The sequence below is a fragment of the Methylophaga sp. UBA3192 genome, assembly GCA_002363955.1.
Lineage (GTDB): Bacteria > Pseudomonadota > Gammaproteobacteria > Nitrosococcales > Methylophagaceae > Methylophaga.
This window is the reverse complement of record DEXE01000003.1, coordinates 165,735-188,326: the sequence shown is the minus strand read 5'-3', so window position 1 is coordinate 188,326 and position 22,592 is coordinate 165,735. Positions and strand designations below refer to the sequence as shown.

Below are 22,592 nucleotides of genomic sequence, written 5' to 3'. Positions count from 1 at the left end.
AATCATGAGTAACGCTCCCGTACCTCCTCAGAGTGGAAACTGGCTGTCACGACTGGCGGCCAACATGCCGAAAACAGGGGATACAGAGCCCGAACAGGCAATAAAAATCCGTCTGACGCTGGGTATTGCATTATTACTTTATTTTTGTGTGCCATGGGGCGTTGAGAAAACCTTTCTTGAAAACCTCGTCAGTTTACCCAGTTTAATTACACTGGCTTACTACTCGCTGGCAGTAGTCATTGCGGTAGCATTGTTTCTCAACCCCAAACCTTCACCGATTAGAAGGGTTTGTGGCATTTTGCTGGATCTCACTGCACTCTCCATCGTTATGCTGATTGCCGGTGAACAAAGTGTATTTTTGTTTGTTTTGTATCTCTGGGTCATTCTTGGCAACGGCTTTCGCTTCGGGGTGAATTACCTGTATATCTCACTGGTCGTTGGAATGATCGGCTTTACTATTGCCATTCTGAACGGCGAGTACTGGTTGCATCCACAGCATGAACCCTTTGGGTTCAGTCTTTTATTTTTATTGCTGATTATTCCATTGTATTCCGCTTTTCTGATCAAAAAACTTCATGTCGCGATCGCCTTATCAAAACAGGCTAATGAAGCTAAAAGCCGCTTTCTGGCGAATATGTCGCATGAACTGCGAACGCCATTAAATGGTGTGATCGGTATTGCAGATTTAATGGCAGAGACGCAACTCAGTAAGCAACAGCATGATTTTGTTAAAATCATGAAGACCTCAGCACATACTTTGCTCAGTCTGATTGAAAATGTGTTGGATATCGCCAAAATCGAAGCAGGCAAGATATTAATCAGCGATAAGGCTTTCGATTTACACCAGTTATTAAACAGCATCATTGCCATGCAAAAGCCGATGGCGAACGGTAAAGGATTACATATAAATTGCTATATCGATCCTGCTCTGCCCTTTTCCATAAACGGCGATTTACAGCATCTGCGACAGGTTCTTATCAATCTTATTGGTAACAGTATTAAATTTACTGATAACGGCGCCGTTAAACTTTCAGTACATGAAATAAAACGTAAATCGAATCAGAATCTGTGGATCCGCTTTGAAGTGAGTGATACCGGGATTGGAATTCCACAGGAAGCGCTGCAACATATCTTTGATGATTTTACGCAGATTTCACCTGATACACTGAACAAGGGGGGAACCGGTTTAGGCACAACTATCGCCAAAGAACTGGTTGAATTGATGGGAGGTGAGATTGGCGTATCCAGTGAACTGGGAGAAGGTACGCTGTTCTGGTTTGAATTGCCTTTCACCGCCAATGAAACAAATGAATTAACTTTATCTGAGAGCCCTATGCTGATTTTAAGCACCGATTCACTGCACGACCTACTGAAACCCATTATTGAAGGGTGGTCGGTGAACTACCAACATGTCGACAGTACTGCCAAAGCTTTTTCAGCTTTGATTCGCGCGGCTGAAAATCAAATACCGTATCAAACCGTTATGCTGGATCAGGATTGCATGCATGAAATAGATCCAATCCAGTTTGCCAATATGATTCATGGCGAGCCCTTGTTAGCCAATACCGCACTGATTTTGTTGAACCCATCAGATGCCAGCAAGCGGGATCCCAGATTGCGCCATCATTTCATTTGCATTGTGCATGATGTTAAGGAAAAACCGGTTTTATTCAACGCCATTCACGCAGCCCAAAGCAATCATGCCATCCAGGATGAAAAAGTCATCACACTGGCAGAGCATTATGCGGCTCAGTCTTATGCTAAATCCTTAAATATTCTGATCGCCGAAGATAATCTGGTTAACCAGCAGGTTCTACAGGGCATACTGTCTCATGCAGGACACACGGTATTACTTGCAAGTAGTGGTGAACAGGCGCTGGATATTCTGAGTCAACAAATTGACAGTATTGAAATGCTGATTCTGGACATGAACATGCCGGACTATAGTGGACCCGAGGTTATCCGTGCCATGCGTTATATGGATACCGGTCACGATATACCGATTATCATATTAACCGCAGATGCCACGCCTCAGGCAAAACAGCGCTGCCTGGAAGCCGGGGCCAATGAGTTTCTGACCAAACCGATTGATTCCCGCTCATTGCTGGAATCCATTGCCCGCCTGGCACTTAATAATCAGGAGCAGATTAAAACCCGCAAACCGGCTCATCAATCCTCGCTATCGTCGCAAAAATGGTGTGATCCACAGGTGTTAATTGAGTTAGCTAAGTTAGGTGGAGGAGAAGCCTTTTTACAGCTTTTATTTGATGGTTATAAAGAAGATGCGACAAAACATCTGCAGTTGATTCGTCAAGCGGCGCACGATGATTATCTGACCTACCGCGAAAGTTTACATGCATTGAAAGGCTCATCATCCGAATTAGGGGCAAATACTGTTGCAGAGCTTTGCCGTCAGGGAGAATCCTACAAACCCTTTGATATCGGCTCTGTTCAGGTATTACGCCTTACCGAAAAGCTGGAACACGCTTTTTATCAAACCCTGAGCGAATTGGAGACCGCCCTTAAAGATCAAGGGCACTCACAAAAAGCTGATCATTAATTCTGTGCTTCGCTGGTTGACTTAGCTGTTTGCCGATTGACCAGCCGCGTCATCATCCGGATATCCTTGCTGGTCAGGTTTAATGCTGCATCAGCCCAGACATTGGCAATCGCGACCAGCTCTTCATAGCTCACGGTATTACATAGATCTTTAATACGGGACATGGCTTTATAACTGTTTGGCGATTTTTTAGCCGCTTTAATATATTTGTACAGAGCCAGTTCGCCTTCACCTTTTTCGGCCAGAATATCGATTGCACCCATTTCATAAAGCTCTTCAGCAGTATAAAGCGCTCCGGACAGAATCATTTTCTCCGCATTGGCAGCACCCACTTTACGGGATAATAATGTGTAAGCTCCCATACCCGGAAACAGATTAAACAACACTTCCGGTAAACCTAATTTGACCCCTCGCTCGGCAATTATAATATTGCTCGACAGGGCGGCTTCAAAACCACCACCCAGGGCATCTCCCTGAATCAGACTGACCGTAGTCAGATCACAATTAAAGTGGAACATATTGTCGTAAAGGATATCCACACAATGAATGGCATAAGCCAGCAAGGCATCACGGTCATTTTTTTCAATCAGTGAAGTAAACAGATTTAAATCACCGCCCAGATTAAATACTCCGTCAACACTGGAACCAACCACCAGATAATCATATTTTTCCTGATTGGTTTGTTGCATCTCAGCTTTTACATTTGCCAGATAATCTGATAATTCATTTAGCAGGGTCGGGGTAAAACATGGGCGGGGAGCAGCATCCATCATAAACCAGCCGATTTTATAGGTTGGGTCATAATAAGTGTTCAGATGTTGATATTGCTTTCCCTGTTTCTGGTCAAGACCAGCGTCATTCTCGTCTCTGAGTTTCACAACAGCGTTCATCATTTTCTCCTTAAAAGGGCTTGGGCTGCCAATCATCAAGTGACTGAAATCTGTCACTAAAATGGGTTCAATTAAGGATTAGCACGAAGTGTGCCGTTAATCACAAATTTTAGTTAGTGGAAGAGACTATCTGCATCAAAGCTTTCAAATGAGCCACACTGGCTTTGGCATTACCGGTCAGGTTATAACCTCCTTCAAGTACCGAAACAAGCCTGCCATCACAATGCTGTTTGGCTAATCGCAGCATAATTTGTGTCAGTTTAATAAAACCATGATCGGTGACTTTATAACATCCCAGCAAGTCATCCTCGCGGCTGTCAAAGCCTGCTGAGATCAGGATTAAATCCGGTTTGAATTTTGCCACAGCTGGAACAAGTTTTTCTTCAAACGCAGCAACAATTTCTGCATCTCCGGCCCCACACGGCAAATGCACATTTATATTAAAACCTTTTCCGGTGCCGCCACCTGTTTTTTCCGGAGAACCTGTACCGGGATATGCCTCTGCATCATGCGTTGAGAAAAACAGGACCGAAGGATCATGATAAAAAGCCCATTCAGTACCATTGCCATGATGATAATCCCAGTCGACAATTAAAATTCGCTTTAATTTATAGCGTTTCTGAGCATATCGGGCGGCAATTGCGACATGGTTGTAATAACAGAAACCCTCTTCTTTTCCGGTATTGGTTGCATGATGTCCAGGGGGTCTTGAGGCACAAAAAACATTATCCAGTAACCCTTTACAGACAGCATCAACAGCAACCAGTACGCCCCCCGTTGCCAGCATAGCGGCCTGATGTGCTTTTGAGTCGTGACGCTTTATTGACGCTATGTGGGTTGCTGAGTGAATCAGGAGTAATTCTGAATCAATATTGCCTTTGGGTTTTAACAACGTCACGTTTGACAGCAATTCACTGACTTCCAGCTCATCCATCAGCCGGTCATATCTTGCCGGGGACTCAGGATGCTGAGGCATTATATGATAATCGGCGAACCGGGGATCGATAACCAGACCAGTTAACGCCGTTGGGCTTGCGGCCGGGGTTTTGGTACTGATGGCTCCTAATACCCCTAACTTTAATACATCTCTGCGTTGCATATCTGGTTTCCAGAACTGGCTGGCCATCTTTCAGCCATTTTTATAAATCATACACTTCACCATACACCCACAATATGACTGACTTCAAAAGATCATTTTCCAGTCATGCCTCAATGCTTATCTTGAGACCTGGCCCTCGTGAGGTGATTCATGGTTCTGTAAAATTCTGCAATCTATATCGCATTCCTCAGGCTTAACGCATCGGGATAGGGTTGCAGATATGCCTGTTCGGCTATATAGGGGTCCGGGTGATTACTAAAGTGGTGCTTCAACAATGTAATCGGCACAATCAGCGGTAATTCCGCTGTGCGATAACGATTGATAATGTCAGCCAGTTCCTGTTTTTCTGATCTGGAAAGCTTTTGCTTCAAATACCCCTGAATATGCATTAAAACATTAGTATGTGTTTTCCTTGACGCAATTCTCGATAAAACGGTCATTAACTCAGAAAAATAACTTTTTGCTAACGTGTCTATGTCATGTTTTCCGGCATCTGCCAGCATCCGGCCCAGCTCGCCATAGTCCTTGGGTGAATGGGCCATTAAGGTGTATTTATAACGGGTATGAAATTGAATCAGTTTGTGGTGGGTTAACCCACTATCAACCAGTTTCTGCCAGTCATGATAGGCAAAAACGCGGGTAATAAAATTCTCACGTAACAAAGGGTCATTCAATCTGCCTGACTCTTCCATCGGCATCAATGGATGCGCTTTTTTTAAAGCATCAGCATACAGACCTCTTCCCGGTTCAGGGGCTGGACAACCATTTTCCTGATACACCTTAACCCGAAAAAGACCACAGCTGGGAGAGTTCTTCATAAAAATATAGCCGCATAAATCACTGTGCTCCCGCGCTTTTTGTTCCCCAAAGGCGGTTAACTTATCGGTATAGTTCAAACGGTCATCATGGACAGCAACAGCCTGTGGTGATTCTACATCCCCAATCAGACGGATTGGCTTTCGGGGTATGCCCATCCCAATACCGACCTCAGGACACTCAGGCACAAACTCAAAGAAACGTGACAAACTCTCAGTGCAGAGGCGCAGATGTTTATGTCCGCCATCAAAACGCACGGATTCTCCTAATAAACAGCTGCTGATTCCGACTTTTATCCGCATCAAATACTCGTTAAACCGTTAATAAATGGTTTTATCCTTAATGTTAGTAAACTTTGCCAGCTGTTATGACTCTATACAAGCAATAATCATAATTAATAAGAGGAATTTATCATGGCGGCTTATTTAATAACCGGTGCGACAGGACTCATCGGCCAAGCGCTGTGTCAACGACTTTTAAACAATGGCGAAACCGTTTTTGCGTTAAGCCGTAATTGCCAGCGAGCCCGAAAAATTCTTGGTTCCCAGGTGTACTGTGCTGAATCAGTTGACGCTTTCCCCGCTGAGACTACTATTGATGTTGTGATTAATCTGGCTGGTGCACCGATTGTGGATAAACGCTGGACCGAGACACGTAAACAAAAACTTCTCGACAGCCGTGTCACTTATACACAGGATTTAATTCAGCAACTGTCAAAACGTTCCAGTCTGCCCAACAGTTTCATCAGTGGTTCTGCAGTAGGCTGGTATGGCAACCAGGGTGATACAGTACTGACTGAGAAAAGCAGTTTTAAACCCGACTTCAGTCATGAATTATGTGAACAATGGGAAAACGCAGCTTTAACTGCAGAATCTCTGGGAATGCGCGTCGCAATCGTACGCACAGGCTTAGTTGTCGCACCTGATGGTGGTTTTCTGAGCAAAATGCTCTTGCCTTTCAAAATGGGGTTGGGTGGCCCAATAAGCGATGGTCAGCAATATATGCCCTGGATTCATATCGATGATATCTGTCGGCTTTTTCTGTTTCTGGCTGAAAACCCAAGGCTTACAGGTGTTTTTAACGGCACCGCTCCCCGTCCGGTAACCAATCAACAATTCAGTGAAGCTCTGGCAGAAACACTGAACCGTCCTGCTTTCTTCCGGGTTCCGGCTTGTGCGCTCAAGCTTTCCATGGGTGAGATGGCTGGTTTACTGCTCGGTGGACAAAGAGCCATTCCTGAAAAAGCACAAGCTGAGCGCTTTGAATTTCTCTATACTGACATCCATAGCGCGCTAAGCGATGTTGTTCTCACTTCTAACTCAAAATAATAATTATCATGACACAACGTGCAGTTCTATTAGTTAATCTCGGCTCTCCGGATCAGCCTGATGTTCCCTCAGTCAGACGTTATCTGAATCAGTTTTTGATGGACCCGTATGTGATCCAGTTACCCTGGCTGATGCGACGTTTAATCGTGAGCTTGTTTGTCTTACCAAGTCGTCCCAAGGCCTCTGCTGAGGCTTATCAAAGTGTCTGGACAGAAGCAGGGTCACCGCTGATAGCCTTATCTGAAAAACTTCATACAGCTGTACAACAACAGGTCGATATGCCGGTAGAATTAGCCATGCGCTATGGCAATCCCAGTATTGAATCGGGTCTGTTAAAACTGGCCGGGATTGAAGGTATCAAAGAAGTGTTATTTATTCCGCTGTATCCGCATTTTGCCGACAGCACAGTAACAACCTGTATTGAGATGGCCAAACAGGTGATTGACGAACATCAACTGGATATTACTTTAACGGTCAAATCGCCCTTTTACCGTGAAGAGGGTTATATCAACGCGCTGGTTGAACAGACTCGTCCCTACTTAATGGAAGACTATGACCATTTGCTATTCAGTTACCATGGTCTTCCGGAATCGCACATCCTTAAACGGGATCCCAGTGGTCAGCATTGTTTAAAACAACCAGATTGCTGTACGCAGCCACATGCGGCACATGCTACCTGTTATCGGCACCAAGTAATGGCTACCACCGCTGCATTTGCCAAAAAAGCACAGCTCAACCCGGATAACTATTCTGTCGCGTTTCAGTCACGATTGGGAAGAGCCAAATGGCTTGGTCCCAATACCGAAGATCGCTTGATTGAATTGGCACAAAATGGCACTAAAAATGTGTTGGTCATTTGCCCGGCATTTGTTACAGACTGCCTGGAAACCCTGGAAGAGATCGAGATTCGAGCCGAAGAAGTATTTATTGAAGCCGGTGGCCGCTCATTGACGTTAATCCCATGCCTGAATGATGATCCTGTATGGGTAAATCTATTAGCACAATGGTGCGAGGCGTCTTGAACTTAGACACGTCCTATCAGAGGTTGGCGAACAACGGCACTGGTATATTCGCCACCCGGACCATAAGCGCTGGACTCAGGGTCTCGTCCGCGAAGAACCGATATAGCGCGTTGCAGATACTGCCGATTGATGCTGACAATGCCGCCATTGACCTGGTTTCGTTGCCGGCAATTTATGGCAACAGCTTTTAAGTTTTTTATCAATTGAGTAAGTGCAACCGCTTCTTCTTCACTTTGATTATCAATGAACGCTTCCAGACCTTGTTTGCCTGCGGGAAAACCAGATGACATCAACAGCGCATCACGCTGACGGCTATGTTGTTCCAGCTTCATAATCAAAGGCTGTTTTTTGTTATTGATGCTGTTGATGGTCTCAATGTCAGATAAGGCGAGAGCTTCACGCTCTGCTACCAATAATTCGGCTAATTGTGTGGCAACATTCAGTTCAGACTGTAAAACACTGCGTAATTGCTGTCCGGGTGACATAGCCATGATGAAGGTTCCTCAGTTTATAGGTTGCCTTCAAAATCAATCATGTTTCGTGCCAACTTTTGGTTATCAACCTGATAACTTCCATCTTCAATAGCGGCACGTAAAGCAGCCACTTTCTGTTCATCAACAGCAGGTAAAGCGGCAATTTCCTGTTGCAAGGATTGCAACTGGGTTGCTGTCGCCGTCAGGCTAATCTTATCCAGAGCTGAGTCGCTAGCTGATTTAACCTGACCAGTGGCCGTATCATTACGTTTATCTTCAACATTGACGTTACGCGTCGAGTTGAGTCCACCGCCCTGTATGGGTGGTTTTATATTGTTAATATCCGACATAAAAATGTCTCCATATTGGTTCTGTAACTGTTAGCGGATCGAAATAAATAAACTTGAATAAAATGTGATTCGATCTATGTTTTTTTGTTTTACATTGTAACCCGTACCACACCCGGAGAATCGACCACTCCTTCCACCACTCGATCGGAAGACAAGTTTCTGACACGAACACGATCACCTATACCGGCATCTGCCATAGCGGTTCCCTGCATACGGACCTCCATAGTTCCCGCACTGGCTACCAGTACAATCGACTCTCCACGCTTCACCACGTTCAGTGGTCGCAAGTGGTTTTTTTGAATAACGGTCCCCATACCCAATGAATATTTGGCTTGCTGTCCAACGACAGCGGCAATATTTGCCATATAACCCTGCCGTAAATTGCCAATATCCCGTTGTTCAATACGCAGATCCTGTTCCGTCAATACATGGTTGGCAGAAACAGGCCGGGCAATAACCACCATGGGTTGCATCACCTTAATTTGCAAAGGTAAATACACCGTCCAGGCAACAGGCTGGTGGCAGCGCACACCAACGGTCACGTTACCGGCAGCGGTTATATCCCGATTACTGAAAGCCTCAAGCCCCCCCTCACAATGCTGCAAACGCAACCGGCTATCTAACGGTGTCACACTGACTTGTGGATTATTAAATCGTGTTTGAGCCTGAGCCAGAGTATAGATGAACGCGGTATGCTCTACATCCGCCAGGGATTGTAAATTGTCGGCATGCACGGAAAATGTCAATAAATTGACACATAACGCTAAACTGATGTTGCTTAAAAATTTATACATCGATTTCCCCCGGCAATAAGCACGGTAAATAAACTCACATTCAAAGCTTGCAACTTTCATTCCGATATTTACGGTTCAGAAATCAACATTACTGCCGTTATACTCTTGTAGTAATCAGGAGAATTTTTATGGCAAGCATGATTGACGGTATTGACCAACGCACACAACTTGCCGGTCAGAACCGGTTGGAACTTTTATTATTTAAGTTGGGTGGCTCACAACGTTATGGCATTAATGTGTTTAAAGTGCGCGAGGCTATTGCCTGCCCGCCTCTTACTCAAATGCCTCATTCCCACCCCGTCGTCCGTGGAGCGGCACGCATCCGGGATAAAACCATCAGCATCTTTGACTTATCTCAGGGAATTGGTAAACGTCCTGTAGTGAATCCTCAGGAAAACTTTGTCATCATTACCGAATATAACCGTAATGTTCAGGGTTTTTTGGTCAGTCAAGTCGATCGAATCGTCAATATCAGCTGGAAAGACATATTGCCACCACCTAGTGCATCGGGTTCAGCACACTACATGACTGCAGTAACCAAAATAGATAATGAGTTGATCCAGATTATTGATGTGGAAAAAGTCATGTCGGAAGTGCTGGGAATCGATGATACGGTTTCAGCTGATTTGGTTACGCGTTTCGCCCAGGCAAATGCTGAACACAAACATCATATTCTGGTGGCGGATGATTCCAGTGTTGCCCGTAATCAGATTCGTCGTACCTTGGAACAGATTGGTGTCAGCTGTACGATTGTTAATGATGGCAAACAAGCGTTAGATCAATTGAAAGAATGGGCTGCAGAAGGCATTGATGTCGGTAAACATATTGCCATGTTGATTTCCGATATTGAAATGCCGGAGATGGATGGTTATACCCTGACGACGGCTATCCGCCAGGATCCAAGTCTGAAACATATCCGTATTCTGCTGCATACTTCAATGAGCGGCACTTTTAACAATGCTTTGGTTGAGAAAGTCGGTGCAGATAAATTTATTGCCAAGTTTGCCCCGGATGATCTGGCCATTACCGTGCAGGAATTGTTGGAAGAATGGCGGGATAAAGCTGAAGCGGAATAAAAGGCTGAGCAGGCACAAAAAAGCCCCTTCCGGGGCTTTTTTATATCAATCTGTCCCTTAATTTATTTAAGGGCCAAATCCACCCGGCATAGGAATAACCTGATCCCGCTCGGTCACCATATCGGCTTTGGCGCGCATAAGATTGTTACCAACAAAGCCACCCAGACGATATACCCAAGGTTCTGCTTTCTCATTAATTTCAGCGACCTCTGCCTGTACTTGTTCAGGAGTTTTTAATTGTTCCAGACTGGCAATGGCTTCCGGTACCTCAGGAACCTCGTCAGGTGCATACTCCGCGCGGAAAGTAGAGAAGTAAAATCCGTCATTAAAGGAAGTCTCGGCGATCACTTTTAAACCATCGTAGCTTAAAAACTCTGCCCGAACGACTTCAGCATTACCTCGGGAAAAATCACTGGCCGGCTGAACATCTTCCAGACGCATCTGGTACAGCGAACCGGCAATATCGTAACCAAGCTGCTCATATCTGAAGACAGTGTTTTCACGACTCTCCGGTGTACCAAATTTATCTTTCTGGCCCAGGTTAACCAAAGTAGCAGTGTCACCATTTGGCTGAATAATATCTACTCTGGCAATCCGCTCACGTGCAATATCGACGATCTGTCCATCAATCCAGTTCAACATCATCGGACTGAATTGAAAGTAACCTTCAGCCAGATAGCTGCGTTCATCTCCGTCACGGCGGACATAAAATTGTTGCGGACCGGCCGATTCAGAACTCAAATCGCGGGGTTGCCCCAGAATCAAACCAACAATTTCCTGCTCATCGTTGTATAAATTAATGACAAAAGAACTGCCGTCATTTTCAGCGCCTTCAACCCCCAATACCGGATACAAATCAGGATCATCGGTTTTCTGCTCAAGAATACGGGCATCGGCCATATCCACCAGCATTCTTCTGACCAAAGCCTGATCAGCCGGGTAATTATGATAATCCTTTATAAACCAACCTTTTCCTTGTCGAGTCAGCGTAAATTCATCTCTTTCGCTGTGGAAAGTGATTTTATTCACATCGCTGAGCTGTTCAAACAATTCTGGAAACAGCAATGAAAAATCATCGCTGGTATCCTCTGCTTTATAAATGGTTATCAACATCCAAACGACCATCACTGCAGTGATGATAGTGAGTATGGAAAGGCTATTTAGTTTTTTCAGCATCTGTAAAACCTGTCTATTCAATTTGATACATCCGTCGTATGACGGATGCAGAATTTACGATTGGAAACGGCCACGTGAACGCTTACGCACCCTCAACCATCCGGTAATCAGTGCCAGTATCGCCACAATGATGGGTATCAAACCAATATTGATAAACTTGACCAATGCTTCCAACTGATCGATATCTTTACGCAGGTTACCTTTTACCGCCCGCAATTCTAATTCGGTACGGTCGGCAATTGCTCTGAATTCAGCAATTTCTTTCTGCTGCTCCGGTGTCGTTATTTGTTCGCCAGTGGCAGAACGATCCACCTGCATACGAGCAATACGCTGACGGGTTTGCTGTAATTTATTTTCCAGCTCACGCTCTTTGGCCCGGTAAAGTCTTTCGGCTTCACGCTGCAAGGCTTCAACCCGAACGAATGGACGGGTAAAACCGGTACGGGAGCGGACACTGATAAGCCCTTCCGAGCCAGTCAATTCTTCAATAGCGTTATGCACAAAGTCGATATTATTGGAAGTGTTAAAGGCTAAATCCCGACCATAAAAATCCTGCATGATGACCCAGAAACGGTCATCCAATAGATCGACATCAGCAATAGCAATAACATCAATCCCATCTACTGCCTGGTCGATATGGTCAGGCATTTTCACCATGGTACCGCCATCACTTTTCGCACCTTCCGGAAAGGCTGAATCAGATTGGCCAGTAATACGCACCGCTAATGGATAGCTGATAGTGCCACTCTCATATTTAGTGAGCAGCGCGACCGGATCATTACGAAATTGCACCACTCGCTTATCCACCAGCATCGCTTCATTGCTGGAACTCAATAACGGCGTGACTTTAGTTGTCGCATCATCCAACGTGATAAAGTGACCTGCTGTTGCCACGTTGATCTTGCGTAATTTAGAAGTAATGCGTTGCTCTTGATTCATGTTCTCTTCGCTGAGCGCATTCCACAACACATATTCAATCGGTTGATTATTACTGCGAGCACCAAAATCGACCTGTCGAGCCGTTTTACGATCGGCCACTACATCTGAAGCATGACGTTCCACACCCCAATTACTTAACAGCTCTGGCATATTTGAGCTTCGATTTGCAACCATTGCAGCCATCGGATTTTCAGGGTCTCTTTCCGGAACATCGACCTCCGCAAACGGATCAACGAAGGTAATTAATTTGCCACCACGCAACACATATTGATCAATGGCATATAACGTTTGTTGGGGTAATTCTTTCGGATGCACCACCATCAATAAATCAACTGATGATGGAATACGGCGAATATCTTCGGGCAGCACAGAAACATTAAACATTTCACGTAGTTTACCCATCACCGCCCATGGTTTCGCACCACCCTCAGTATCCAACTGACCTTTCAACGGATCGTAACCTTCTCCATCAATTGGCAACGAGCTCATCACCGCGACATTTTTACGTTCAACGTCTGACAATTGATAAATCATCCGGGTCAAATCGTATTCCAACACATCTTCCATTTCCGGTTGAAAGAAGCGGATCCGTTCCAGACCATCAAGAATATTTGTGCCCGCTACCCCAAAAAATAACGGATCGGTTTCACCTTCAATTGGAATCGATTGCAAACCGTATTGTTTAGCTCGCTGCTCATGGTCGGAGAACGGTTTAGGGTCAATGATTTTGACCTGTATCATGCCACCGGATGCACGCTGATACTCCATCAGCAACTCTTGAACCCTTTGGGCATAGGCTTTTAGCGAAGGCAACGCCTGAGCAACTTGCTCAGAATAATAAAAACGCAGTGTGATGGGTTCCTGTAACGATGACAAAATGTTCAAAGAACCTTCTGAAAGGGTATACAGTTTGTCTTCGGTTAAATCGACCCGGGCTGATTTGAAATTACCATTTACCACGATAATAAACGCAATAAATAGTATGACGGCCAGAACCAAACCGGTTGAAGATAATAGTTGTTTATTCATTACTGACTCGTGCTCCTAATCGGCTTTACGTGCATTCACTATCAAGGCGTTGGCAAACAACCAGATAGCGATAAGCGCTGCAAAATACAAAATGTCACGTAAATCAATTACCCCTTTGGAAATGGCATCAAAGTGGGTCAGAAAACTAAATGAACTGATGGCATCTACCAAAGGCTGTGGCGCCCAGCTGCTGAAGAAATCCAGCACAATACCGTAACCCGCAAGTACAAATATCAAACTGACAATCAGGCTGAGAACAAAAGCGATAACCTGGTTTTTAGTCACCGCTGAGACGCACGAACCAATCGCCAGAAACCCACCGGCCATCAGAAAGCTGCCAACAAAACCAGTAAAGATGACACCGTTATCGGGATTACCCAGATAATTCACGGTAATCCATAACGGGAAATTCAGAATTAATGCCAGCCCGGTAAATGCCCAGGCGGCAAAGAATTTGCCAAGCACCGCTTCAAAGACCGACACCGGCAATGTCATTAACAGTTCAATCGATCCACTTTTACGTTCTTCGGCCCATAAGCGCATCGAGATGGCCGGGATTAACAGAATGTATAACCAGGGATGTAAAGAAAAGAATGGATAGAGGTCGGCTTCGCCACGGGCAAAGAAATTACCCACATAAAAAGTCGAGAAACCCGCCAATAACAAAAAGATAATAATAAAAACGTAAGCAACGGGCGTGGCAAAATAACCACCGAACTCACGTTTCATGATGAACCATATATTCAGCATATTCATCATTTGACTCCTGCAGTACTAGGCAAAGTGATGCTCCGGAAAACTTCATCAAGACGTCCGCTTTCAGCGTACAGCGATACAATTTCCCAACCTTGTTCACGAATTTTTTCCGATAAGGCAATGGTGATATGCGCATTGTTCTTTGGAAATACCCGGATACCGTTACCAGTTGTCAGCGTTTCGGTATCAGCTACAAAATCCAGTGCCGATACATACTGCAGTAATTGTGTGTTATCGATTGTATTGACTGTTAATACCACCGCATTGTTATAACGTGATTTGGCTTCCAGTTCGGCAGGCGTGCCATCAAACACGACTTTACCACTGGCAATCACCACATTACGGGTACACAGGGCATTCACTTCTTCAAGAATATGCGTGGAGATGATAATCGCTTTGTCTTCTGCCATTTCGTTAATCAGGGTACGCACTTCATGTTTCTGATTCGGATCCAGACCATCGGTCGGTTCATCCATGATCAATACCGGCGGGTTATGCAATATGGCCTGTGCCAGACCGACCCGACGTTTATAACCTTTGGATAAGGTTTCAATCGGTTGATACATCACATTAAGGACCCTGGCACGTTCAGCAGCAGATGCTACAGCACGTTTTTTATCCGCACCGGACAGGCCGCGAATATCCGCAATAAATTTAAGGAAACTGTCTGGCGTCATATCCGCATAGGCTGGCGCACCTTCGGGTAAATAGCCCAGGTTCGCCTTGACCGAAATAGGATCTGCCAGAACATCATAACCACAGACTCTGACCGTACCGCGAGTGGGTGCCAGAAAACCCGTTATCATTTTCATTGTGGTGGATTTACCGGCCCCATTCGGTCCGAGAAAACCAAGTACTTCGCCTTTACTGACTGAGAAGGTTACCCCATCTACAGCTCGAATCTCGCCAAAATGTTTGGCCAGATCTTCAATCTCAACTCTGAGTGTCATTTTTAAAGCGTCCCCCGCTTCATCAAAAGCATTTTCAAACCGGGCATTATTCAGCCCCATTCACTATTACGTCAAGCTTATTAAAGTAAACTTTTCAGGAAATTATCCTGCATAATTATGGGAAACCGCTCCCGAAAGGCGTCAGCGCCCGTTGACCATACATCGCCAGCCCCGCTGTAGAAAATTTTTTCATCCAGCCGGGCGAAACATGCGATGCCTGTCCAACAGGATCTTTACATTTTATTGCCGTTAAAAATACGCTAAGGTGAAATCTGACAATTAATTCTTATGGATGTTTTATGGCCGCAAATACTTTTATTCAGCGCACTCGTCAGCGGTGGTGGAATTTTATTGATTCTTTCCGCGATCCTGACAGCCGCCGACAAATATCCAAAGCCTTATTCGTGGCAATCGCCATCATTGTGTTTTTATTCATCGTGATCATGATTTGGTGGAGTTCAGCTCCGAGTGCTTTTGACCCCAAACAAAATGCAGTCGAAATAGCCGCTGAAAAACAGCATGATCTGGTGACCGGTTACACCTCCACTGCCACACTGATTACATTAGCCAACACCTTATTGGACAAGCCTGGTGGGTATTTAACCAATGACGTCATGCCACCATCGGTATGGATGGACAATATGCCTAATTGGGAGTTCGGCGTTCTGGTCCAGATTCGCGACTATTCGCGCGCGCTACGCAACGACATCAGCCGCTCCCAGTCACAATCTGCAGAAGATAAAGACTTAATCATTGCCGAACCACAATTTAATTTTAATTCAGACTCCTGGTTATTCCCCCCGACTGAAAGTGAATATCGTGACGGTATTAAAGCGCTTGAAAGTTATTTGGCCCGGCTCGCTGACGAGCAACGTGATGAAGCGCAGTTTTATGCCCGGGCAGATAACCTTGCCGCATGGCTTGGTATCGCTGAAAAACGTTTAGGCAGTCTGTCTCAGCGTCTCAGTGCCAGTGTGGGACAGGCGCGTATTAATACTGACTTAGCCGGTGACCCCAGTGCCCACCAATCGACGGTTACCCAAAATGAAAAAATAACAAAAACACCCTGGCTTGAAATTGATGATGTGTTTTACGAAGCACGTGGCTCTATCTGGGCGATGATTCATCTGCTTAAAGCAGCAGAACATGACTTTACCGATGTATTACAGAAAAAAAATGCACTTATCAGCTTACGGCAAATTATTCGTGAACTGGAAGCCACCCAAGCCACCGTATGGAGTCCAATTATTCTCAACGGCAGCGGTTTTGGTCTGTTTGCCAATCACTCATTAGTCATGGCTTCTTATGTCTCTCGGGCCAATGCCGCTATGATTGATCTGCGTCGATTGCTTGAACAGGGGTAAAATCAGAATATCGCGGTATTCAAACAGGTTCAGCAACAGATGAGTTTTAAAACTTCGGTCAAAATCCGGCTTCACCTCAATGACAAGATCGCGTTAGGCCCGGGCAAAGCTGATTTACTGGAAGCCATTATCCAGAATGGTTCTATCTCGGCTGCCGGCCGCGCGATGAATATGTCATATAAACGCGCATGGGATCTCGTCAACACCATGAATGAGAGTTTTGTTCAGCCTATAGTAACCACCGCTAAAGGTGGCAGCCATGGCGGCGGAGCGGAAGTAACCGAACTGGGTAAACAGGTATTAACGCAATATCGGCTAGCCCAGCTTTGTGCTGAACAGGCTATTGAAGACGAAATGCTTACTTTATCCAATCAAATCAAAAAATAATATCCGGTATATACGCTGAAATATTTCGTTTACAGCCCTCGATATGTATGATGAAATACATTGAATTTTTTCCAGACATTATCGAGCATTAACATGAAACGTTTTTCGATTGTATTGATACTCAGTTTGTTTCTGACCTCTCCGCTTTACGCCGACTCTTTACTGAAATTATCAACCACCACCAGTACAGACAATACCGGTCTGTTAGGCGTGCTAAATAAAGCCTTTACTAAATCAACCGATATCAAAGTAGCTGTGATCGCTGTTGGCACTGGTCAAGCCCTGAAGCTGGGAGCAAATGGTGATGTCGATGTTGCCCTGGTGCATGCCCCGCAAGCCGAACTTGAATATGTCGAAGAAGGTTATTTCATTGATCGTCGCTACGTTATGTATAACGACTTTGTTGTAGTGGGCCCGGCCGACGATCCCGCTGACATTGCGTCTGCTAAAAACATCACTGAAGTAATGCAAAAAATTGCCGAATCCGGCAGTCGCTTTGTTTCCCGTGGCGATGATTCCGGTACGCATAAAAAAGAACTTCAACTCTGGCAAGCCGCCAATATCAGCCCATCTGGCAGCTGGTATGTGCAAGCTGGCCAGGGCATGGGCGCTGTGTTGAAAATCGCTGACGAAATGTCAGGCTATGCATTAACCGATCGTGGTACTCAGATTGCGTATCAGGAGAAAATGCAATTGAAGCTGTTGTTTGAAGGCGGATCAATGCTGTCCAATCCGTATCACATTATGGCGGTAAACCCGGAAAAACATGCCCATGTGCAATCAACTATGGCGCAACAGTACATGGATTTTATGACCAGCGAAAAAGGCAAACAGATTATTGATACTTTCACAGTAAATAATCAGCAGCTGTTTTTTACCGCCACACCACCCAATAAATAAAAGTAAATATTGAAATTCTGAAGCTTAACGTTAGCTATCGATATATATACAAAAATACATTGAGAAATATAAACGGATATAAAAATGACCCCATTTAAACTAAACCTCGGCGTTATTTCGCTATCTCTGGCATGCAGCGCTATCGCCTCAGCTGATTCAAGCTTTGACTTGGGTCGCATTGAAGTCAATGCTGTGCAACCGCTTCCAGCACTGGGATCAGCAACTATTGATGCCCAGACCATGCGTGATGAAAATCGTGAGACAGTCACTGAAGCGCTGGATAGACTGCCGGGTGTCACCGCCAATAATATCGGCCCGAGAAGTGAACAGATGGTGTTTGTCCGTGGATTTGATTTGCGTCAGGTTCCGGTATTTGTTGATGGTATTCCGGTTTATATTCCATACGATGGTTATGTAGATTTAGGCCGCTTTACGACATTTGATTTAGCAGAGATCAATGTTTCAAAAAGCTTCAGCTCTGTTTTATATGGCCCTAATACACTTGGCGGTGCCATCAACTTAGTAAGTCGCAAACCCACCGAAAAACTCGAAGGGGAAATCGGAGCCGGTTATAACGTGGGTGATCGAAGTGGCAGTGATGGCAAACGTACCTGGCTGAATCTCGGCAGTAATCAAGGCCTGTGGTATGCCCAGCTGGGTGCCAGCTATCGTCAGCAAGACAGTTTTTCGCTGTCAGATGATTTTAATTCCACTGAAGCCCAGGGCGCTGGTTTGCGTAATAATGCCGATCGCAAAGATACCAAGCTCAATATCAAGCTGGGATTAACACCCAACTCAACTGATGAATACGCCATCGGCTATGTCAAACAGGACGGTGAAAAAAATACGCCTCCCTATGCCGGTGATAATCCCGATGTCCGTGTCCGTTACTGGCAATGGCCTTATTGGGATAAAGAAAGTGTTTATTTCATCAGTAATACAGCGATCGGGGATGATAGCTATATCAAGACGCGTCTGTATTACGACAGCTTTGATAATCTGCTTTCCAGTTTCGATGATGACACTTACACCACGCAAAATCGCCCTTATGCCTTTGACAGTTTTTACGATGATGAAACCTACGGTGCCAGTGTTGAATTTGGCAAAACGCTGGGCCGGCATGATGTCAAACTGGCAGCCCACTATAAGTTTGATGAACATACAGAAAACGATCTAGGCGAACCAGTCAGAACCTTTCAGGACAAAACAACCTCTTTAGCTATTGAAGACACTATTCGTCTGACCGAAAGACAATATCTGGTGGCTGGAGCAAGCTATGACAGACGCCGCAGTGATCAGGCAGATGATGTAGCAACAGGACAGCCTTTTGAGACTAATGATGCCAACTCATGGAACCCGCAGATTGGATACTTTATCGACATTGATGATCGTAATGAAGCCCGCCTGACCCTGTCAAAAAAATCCCGCTTCCCTACTATTAAAGATCGCTATTCCTATCGGTTTGGCTCTGCCCTGCCTAACCCCGGACTTGATGCGGAGCAATCACGAACCATTGAAACTGGCTGGGTACATAAAGTGGGCACCACCGCACGATTTGAGGCGGCTGTATTTTATAGTGATATCAAGGATCTGATTCAGGAAGTCAGCATTACCCCTGACCTGTTCCAGTTTCAAAATGTTGGCGAAGTGACTGCCAAAGGCTTGGAACTCAGCAGTGATTTCTGGCTTGGCGATTGGGAGTTTGGTGGTCATTACAGCTATCTTGATCGGGAAAATAAAAGCTCCGATCTCAAGCTGACAGACGTGCCCCGTCATAAGGTGTTTGTCTACGCCACCTGGCATATTACCCAACCATTCAGTGTATCGGCCACCAGCCAATATGAAAGCGAACGTGACACCACGACCGATGGTGAACGTCGAGCCGATGCCTTCACCATTGCCGGTCTTCGCGCCAGTTATGCTTTTGATAAGGGTGTGACTGCCAGAATGGGCATTGAAAACCTGTTTGATAAAAATTACGGCTATCAGGAAGGCTTCCCGGAAGCAGGCCGCACTTATTACGCTAATCTGAGTTATCAATTCTAATGCTGAAAAATCTGCTTTTTTTCGCGCTGACCGGTTTGCTGATCTTCTCCGGAGCGGCAAAAGCCGTCACACTGAATGTGATGACCAGCTACCCACAACCCGTGGTCATGGTGATGCAGCAGGCGTTTGAAGAGGCTCACCCCGATATCGAACTGAATATTCTGTGGCGCAGACCGCATGATGCCCTGTCAGTGCTGCTGCAAGAGGAATCTGAAAATGTAGATGTGATTTGGATGCCTTCGGTCAGAACATTTTTGAGCTTGAAAGCGCATGGGAAATTAGCGCAGCTCAAAATAAACCGTGAAGGTTTGCCAATATTGCTGGGTGAAACAGCGATATCGGATCCAGAAGATTATTTCATTGCAACGGAAGTCGCCGGATACGGCGTATTCTTTGAACCAGAAAAACTGAAACAGACCGGACTGGCCGTTCCCGATCAGTGGCAGGATCTGCTGGAAGCTGAGTGGCAGGACAATATCGCGTTACCGATTCCATCCGAAGTCAGTTTTGCCAATATGCTTATCGATCAGCTATTACAGGCTGAAGGCTGGCAAAGCGGCTGGAATCAATGGCAGCAGATTGCCGCCAATAGCCATTTAATGGGGCGTGGTGGCATGTTCACCACCGAAGCGGTTTTAGCAGGTCAGGCCAAAGTCGCTTTTACCATGGATTTTTTTGCCGCCTCCAGTATTGCCAATGGGGCCAATGGCAAGTTTATCTACCCGAAACAAACGGCTTTTAATCCGGCTCACATTGGCATTTTATCTGCCGCCACTCAGCCCGAAGCAGCGAATACCTTTGTTGACTTTATTGTCTCCGAGCCAGGGCAATCGTTATTACTGCACCCCGATTTACGCAAATTACCGGTTCGCCCCAGCGTTTACAGCCAGGCGCCAAAAATGCAGAACCCATTTGCCGGCAATATCCGCCATCAATATGATTATCAAACAGGATTGCAACGACGTGAGTTCAACGCCGTGGTATTTGATGCGGCGATTACCCTGCAGCATGACAAGTTAAAACAGGCCTGGCAGCAATGGCATCAGTTGCAACAAAACGCGGATGCTGATCAGCGGGCAGCATTAGCTGAAATAAAAACCGTATTGCAGCAGTGGCCAGTAGAAGAACCGGCAATGGATAACGTGATATTGCAAGACTGTGCCCAACGTCATGATGATGACAAAAAACAGCAAAACTGTGAGGCATTTAAATCCGAGCTTGCCCAGTCATTTGAAAGGCAATATGACAAAGCCCTCACTATGCTGGCGCAATTAACCTCCAAACCATGATCCGTCTGATAGCCCTTATCTATATGGGCGTAGTTTTGTCAGAAAGTGTGTATGCCGAGGATTTACTGGAAACCACTGAGCTAAGTCGCCGCGCATTATCCATGCCGATGCCATTTTTGAATAGTGATCAGCAACTCGGACAATTTGCCGCTGGTCGCAGTCTGTTTAATCAGATGTGGGTGATTGCCCCATCAAATGATGAAGAAATTGATGGCCTGGGACCACTGTATAACAGCATTTCCTGCTTAGCCTGTCATGCCGGAAATGGTCGTGGCCGGGCGCCCGATGGTCCGACAGAAAAAATGCGTTCGATGCTGGTCCGACTTAGTATTCCGGGCGAGAATCCTTTTCATAGCGAACCACACCCGGTTTACGGTGGGCAATTACAGGAATTTGCTGTCCCCGGTGTGCCCGCAGAGGGCAGAGCCGAAGTTCATTATGAATATTCCACCATCACACTCAGTGAGGGTGAAACGCTCACTTTACGGAAACCATCGATTCAGCTGGTCAATCCTGGCTATGGTGAGTTTGGTGAGGTACTGACATCAGCACGGATTGGCCCGGCTTTAGTGGGAATGGGACTGATTGAGATGATTGATAAACAGGAAATTCTCAGCTGGCAGGATCCTGATGATAAAAATGCGGATGGCATTTCCGGACGAGTAAATTGGATAATCGATGAAGCAAGACAAACCCGGCATGTCGGACGGTTTGGCTATAAAGCCAATATTGCGACTTTAGATGAACAAATTGCCAGTGCGTTTCAGGCGGATTTAGGTCTCACATCAGCATTATTTCCTGAAGAAAACTGCAGTAGCGTTCAAACTGAATGCCAGCAAGCTGTTTCGGGGGGTGAGCCGGAGCTCACAGCAGAACAATTACAAGCGGTGAGTTTTTACTTACAGTTTCTGGCCGTGCCGGCGCCACGGGATCAATCTGAACCTGAAGTAATTCGGGGTCGAGCAGTATTTGACGAGGCAGGTTGTACAGCCTGTCATCGTCCACAGATCAAAACGTCTTCAACAGCCAAACCTGCAGCATTTGCCAATCGACTTATAGCACCTTATAGCGATTTTCTTTTGCATGATATGGGGGAAGAACTGTCCGATCATCGTCCTGATAATGGCGCCAGAGGATCGGAGTGGCGAACGTCACCATTATGGGGAATCGGGCTTGCAGAAAAGGTCGGTGACAAGGTCGGATATTTACATGATGGTCGGGCCACAACCTTGCTGGAAGCTATTCTCTGGCATGGCGGTGAAGCTCAAAAGAGTCGAGATGCGGTGATCACTATGCCTAAAACGGATCGTGATGCTTTACTGCAATTTCTCAACGCTTTGTAGAAAAA

General features: G+C 45.6%; 20 protein-coding genes. 10 read left to right on the top strand and 10 right to left on the bottom strand.

Annotated elements, in window-relative coordinates:
• Positions 1 to 64 precede the first annotated feature (64 nt).
• Entirely contained in the window at positions 65 to 2,560 is a 2,496-nt protein-coding gene (locus tag B2337_RS02425) for an ATP-binding protein (protein WP_292414474.1), read from the top strand.
• On the opposite strand, the gene B2337_RS02420 is transcribed toward B2337_RS02425, so the two are convergent.
• The 3 genes from B2337_RS02420 to B2337_RS02410 form a co-directional block, all read right to left on the bottom strand.
• Complete coding sequence (locus B2337_RS02420) at positions 2,557 to 3,453, bottom strand: crotonase/enoyl-CoA hydratase family protein (protein WP_292363966.1); 897 nt, start codon at positions 3,451 to 3,453, stop codon at positions 2,557 to 2,559. The genes B2337_RS02425 and B2337_RS02420 overlap by 4 nt on opposite strands.
• Positions 3,454 to 3,559: 106 nt before the next feature.
• Complete coding sequence (locus B2337_RS02415) at positions 3,560 to 4,549, bottom strand: histone deacetylase family protein (protein WP_292414475.1); 990 nt, start codon at positions 4,547 to 4,549, stop codon at positions 3,560 to 3,562.
• Between the two features lie 173 nt (positions 4,550 to 4,722).
• Positions 4,723 to 5,667 (bottom strand): YbgA family protein, encoded by a 945-nt coding sequence (locus B2337_RS02410; RefSeq protein WP_292362079.1) that lies wholly within the window; start codon positions 5,665 to 5,667, stop codon positions 4,723 to 4,725.
• Between the two features lie 111 nt (positions 5,668 to 5,778).
• On the opposite strand from B2337_RS02410, the gene B2337_RS02405 reads away from it, so the two are divergent.
• Both B2337_RS02405 and hemH read left to right on the top strand, forming a co-directional pair.
• The gene (locus B2337_RS02405; protein WP_292414476.1) at positions 5,779 to 6,693 is read left to right on the top strand and encodes a TIGR01777 family oxidoreductase; all 915 of its coding nucleotides are present in this window, start codon (positions 5,779 to 5,781) and stop codon (positions 6,691 to 6,693) included.
• Positions 6,694 to 6,701: 8 nt separating this feature from the next.
• The gene (hemH, locus tag B2337_RS02400; protein WP_292414477.1) at positions 6,702 to 7,715 is read left to right on the top strand and encodes a ferrochelatase; all 1,014 of its coding nucleotides are present in this window, start codon (positions 6,702 to 6,704) and stop codon (positions 7,713 to 7,715) included.
• A gap of 2 nt (positions 7,716 to 7,717) precedes the next feature.
• On the opposite strand, the gene B2337_RS02395 is transcribed toward hemH, so the two are convergent.
• The 3 genes from B2337_RS02395 to flgA all read right to left on the bottom strand — a co-directional run bounded on the left by B2337_RS02395 (position 7,718) and on the right by flgA (position 9,332).
• The gene (locus B2337_RS02395) at positions 7,718 to 8,206 is read right to left on the bottom strand and encodes a flagella synthesis protein FlgN (RefSeq protein ID WP_292362076.1); all 489 of its coding nucleotides are present in this window, start codon (positions 8,204 to 8,206) and stop codon (positions 7,718 to 7,720) included.
• A 17-nt stretch (positions 8,207 to 8,223) separates the two neighbouring features.
• On the bottom strand, positions 8,224 to 8,538 hold the full coding sequence (gene flgM, locus B2337_RS02390) for a flagellar biosynthesis anti-sigma factor FlgM (RefSeq protein WP_292414478.1): 315 nt from the start codon (positions 8,536 to 8,538) through the stop codon (positions 8,224 to 8,226).
• An 89-nt stretch (positions 8,539 to 8,627) separates the two neighbouring features.
• Positions 8,628 to 9,332 (bottom strand): flagellar basal body P-ring formation chaperone FlgA, encoded by a 705-nt coding sequence (gene flgA / locus B2337_RS02385; RefSeq protein ID WP_292362074.1) that lies wholly within the window; start codon positions 9,330 to 9,332, stop codon positions 8,628 to 8,630.
• Positions 9,333 to 9,460: 128 nt separating this feature from the next.
• Between flgA and B2337_RS02380 the strand changes: the two genes are divergently transcribed.
• Positions 9,461 to 10,408 (top strand): chemotaxis protein CheV, encoded by a 948-nt coding sequence (locus tag B2337_RS02380; RefSeq protein WP_292362073.1) that lies wholly within the window; start codon positions 9,461 to 9,463, stop codon positions 10,406 to 10,408.
• A 66-nt stretch (positions 10,409 to 10,474) separates the two neighbouring features.
• On the opposite strand, the gene B2337_RS02375 is transcribed toward B2337_RS02380, so the two are convergent.
• The 4 genes from B2337_RS02375 to B2337_RS02360 are packed head-to-tail and all read right to left on the bottom strand — an operon-like array spanning position 10,475 to position 15,258.
• Positions 10,475 to 11,584 carry a DUF4340 domain-containing protein gene (locus B2337_RS02375; protein ID WP_292362072.1) on the bottom strand — a complete coding sequence of 370 codons (1,110 nt, stop codon included), beginning with the start codon at positions 11,582 to 11,584 and terminating at the stop codon, positions 10,475 to 10,477.
• Positions 11,585 to 11,638: 54 nt separating this feature from the next.
• Positions 11,639 to 13,552, bottom strand: coding sequence for a GldG family protein (locus tag B2337_RS02370; RefSeq protein WP_292414480.1), 1,914 nt, complete (start codon positions 13,550 to 13,552; stop codon positions 11,639 to 11,641).
• A 15-nt stretch (positions 13,553 to 13,567) separates the two neighbouring features.
• Positions 13,568 to 14,308, bottom strand: coding sequence for an ABC transporter permease subunit (locus B2337_RS02365; protein ID WP_292362070.1), 741 nt, complete (start codon positions 14,306 to 14,308; stop codon positions 13,568 to 13,570).
• Positions 14,308 to 15,258, bottom strand: coding sequence for an ABC transporter ATP-binding protein (locus B2337_RS02360; RefSeq protein ID WP_292362652.1), 951 nt, complete (start codon positions 15,256 to 15,258; stop codon positions 14,308 to 14,310). Before B2337_RS02360 ends, B2337_RS02365 begins: the two co-directional genes overlap by 1 nt.
• A 299-nt stretch (positions 15,259 to 15,557) precedes the next feature.
• Here B2337_RS02360 and B2337_RS02355 point away from each other — a divergent pair, with 299 nt between their 5' ends.
• The 6 genes from B2337_RS02355 to B2337_RS02330 all read left to right on the top strand — a co-directional run bounded on the left by B2337_RS02355 (position 15,558) and on the right by B2337_RS02330 (position 22,587).
• Positions 15,558 to 16,622, top strand: a complete 1,065-nt coding sequence (locus B2337_RS02355) for a DUF2333 family protein (protein WP_292362069.1) — start codon at positions 15,558 to 15,560, stop codon at positions 16,620 to 16,622.
• A gap of 39 nt (positions 16,623 to 16,661) precedes the next feature.
• Positions 16,662 to 17,009, top strand: coding sequence for a winged helix-turn-helix domain-containing protein (locus B2337_RS02350; protein ID WP_292414481.1), 348 nt, complete (start codon positions 16,662 to 16,664; stop codon positions 17,007 to 17,009).
• 93 nt (positions 17,010 to 17,102) lie between these two features.
• Positions 17,103 to 17,909 (top strand): substrate-binding domain-containing protein, encoded by an 807-nt coding sequence (locus tag B2337_RS02345; RefSeq protein ID WP_292414482.1) that lies wholly within the window; start codon positions 17,103 to 17,105, stop codon positions 17,907 to 17,909.
• Positions 17,910 to 17,993: 84 nt separating this feature from the next.
• On the top strand, positions 17,994 to 19,955 hold the full coding sequence (locus B2337_RS02340) for a TonB-dependent receptor plug domain-containing protein (protein WP_292362065.1): 1,962 nt from the start codon (positions 17,994 to 17,996) through the stop codon (positions 19,953 to 19,955).
• On the top strand, positions 19,955 to 21,244 hold the full coding sequence (locus B2337_RS02335) for an ABC transporter substrate-binding protein (protein ID WP_292414484.1): 1,290 nt from the start codon (positions 19,955 to 19,957) through the stop codon (positions 21,242 to 21,244). Before B2337_RS02340 ends, B2337_RS02335 begins: the two co-directional genes overlap by 1 nt.
• Positions 21,241 to 22,587 (top strand): di-heme oxidoredictase family protein, encoded by a 1,347-nt coding sequence (locus B2337_RS02330; protein WP_292414485.1) that lies wholly within the window; start codon positions 21,241 to 21,243, stop codon positions 22,585 to 22,587. The genes B2337_RS02335 and B2337_RS02330 overlap by 4 nt, the downstream gene beginning before the upstream one ends.
• The last annotated feature ends 5 nt before the right edge of the window (positions 22,588 to 22,592 follow it).

Bases quoted from the DNA above. Each gene is read 5' to 3' on its own strand.
- B2337_RS02425 (WP_292414474.1), top strand. From the start codon at position 65: ATGCCGAAAACAGGGGATACAGAGCCCGAACAGGCAATAAAAATCCGT.
- B2337_RS02420 (WP_292363966.1), bottom strand. From the start codon at position 3,453: ATGATGAACGCTGTTGTGAAACTCAGAGACGAGAATGACGCTGGTCTT.
- B2337_RS02415 (WP_292414475.1), bottom strand. From the start codon at position 4,549: ATGCAACGCAGAGATGTATTAAAGTTAGGGGTATTAGGAGCCATCAGT.
- B2337_RS02410 (WP_292362079.1), bottom strand. From the start codon at position 5,667: ATGCGGATAAAAGTCGGAATCAGCAGCTGTTTATTAGGAGAATCCGTG.
- B2337_RS02405 (WP_292414476.1), top strand. From the start codon at position 5,779: ATGGCGGCTTATTTAATAACCGGTGCGACAGGACTCATCGGCCAAGCG.
- hemH (WP_292414477.1), top strand. From the start codon at position 6,702: ATGACACAACGTGCAGTTCTATTAGTTAATCTCGGCTCTCCGGATCAG.
- B2337_RS02395 (WP_292362076.1), bottom strand. From the start codon at position 8,206: ATGGCTATGTCACCCGGACAGCAATTACGCAGTGTTTTACAGTCTGAA.
- flgM (WP_292414478.1), bottom strand. From the start codon at position 8,538: ATGTCGGATATTAACAATATAAAACCACCCATACAGGGCGGTGGACTC.
- flgA (WP_292362074.1), bottom strand. From the start codon at position 9,332: ATGTATAAATTTTTAAGCAACATCAGTTTAGCGTTATGTGTCAATTTA.
- B2337_RS02380 (WP_292362073.1), top strand. From the start codon at position 9,461: ATGGCAAGCATGATTGACGGTATTGACCAACGCACACAACTTGCCGGT.
- B2337_RS02375 (WP_292362072.1), bottom strand. From the start codon at position 11,584: ATGCTGAAAAAACTAAATAGCCTTTCCATACTCACTATCATCACTGCA.
- B2337_RS02370 (WP_292414480.1), bottom strand. From the start codon at position 13,552: ATGAATAAACAACTATTATCTTCAACCGGTTTGGTTCTGGCCGTCATA.
- B2337_RS02365 (WP_292362070.1), bottom strand. From the start codon at position 14,308: ATGAATATGCTGAATATATGGTTCATCATGAAACGTGAGTTCGGTGGT.
- B2337_RS02360 (WP_292362652.1), bottom strand. From the start codon at position 15,258: ATGACACTCAGAGTTGAGATTGAAGATCTGGCCAAACATTTTGGCGAG.
- B2337_RS02355 (WP_292362069.1), top strand. From the start codon at position 15,558: ATGGCCGCAAATACTTTTATTCAGCGCACTCGTCAGCGGTGGTGGAAT.
- B2337_RS02350 (WP_292414481.1), top strand. From the start codon at position 16,662: ATGAGTTTTAAAACTTCGGTCAAAATCCGGCTTCACCTCAATGACAAG.
- B2337_RS02345 (WP_292414482.1), top strand. From the start codon at position 17,103: ATGAAACGTTTTTCGATTGTATTGATACTCAGTTTGTTTCTGACCTCT.
- B2337_RS02340 (WP_292362065.1), top strand. From the start codon at position 17,994: ATGACCCCATTTAAACTAAACCTCGGCGTTATTTCGCTATCTCTGGCA.
- B2337_RS02335 (WP_292414484.1), top strand. From the start codon at position 19,955: ATGCTGAAAAATCTGCTTTTTTTCGCGCTGACCGGTTTGCTGATCTTC.
- B2337_RS02330 (WP_292414485.1), top strand. From the start codon at position 21,241: ATGATCCGTCTGATAGCCCTTATCTATATGGGCGTAGTTTTGTCAGAA.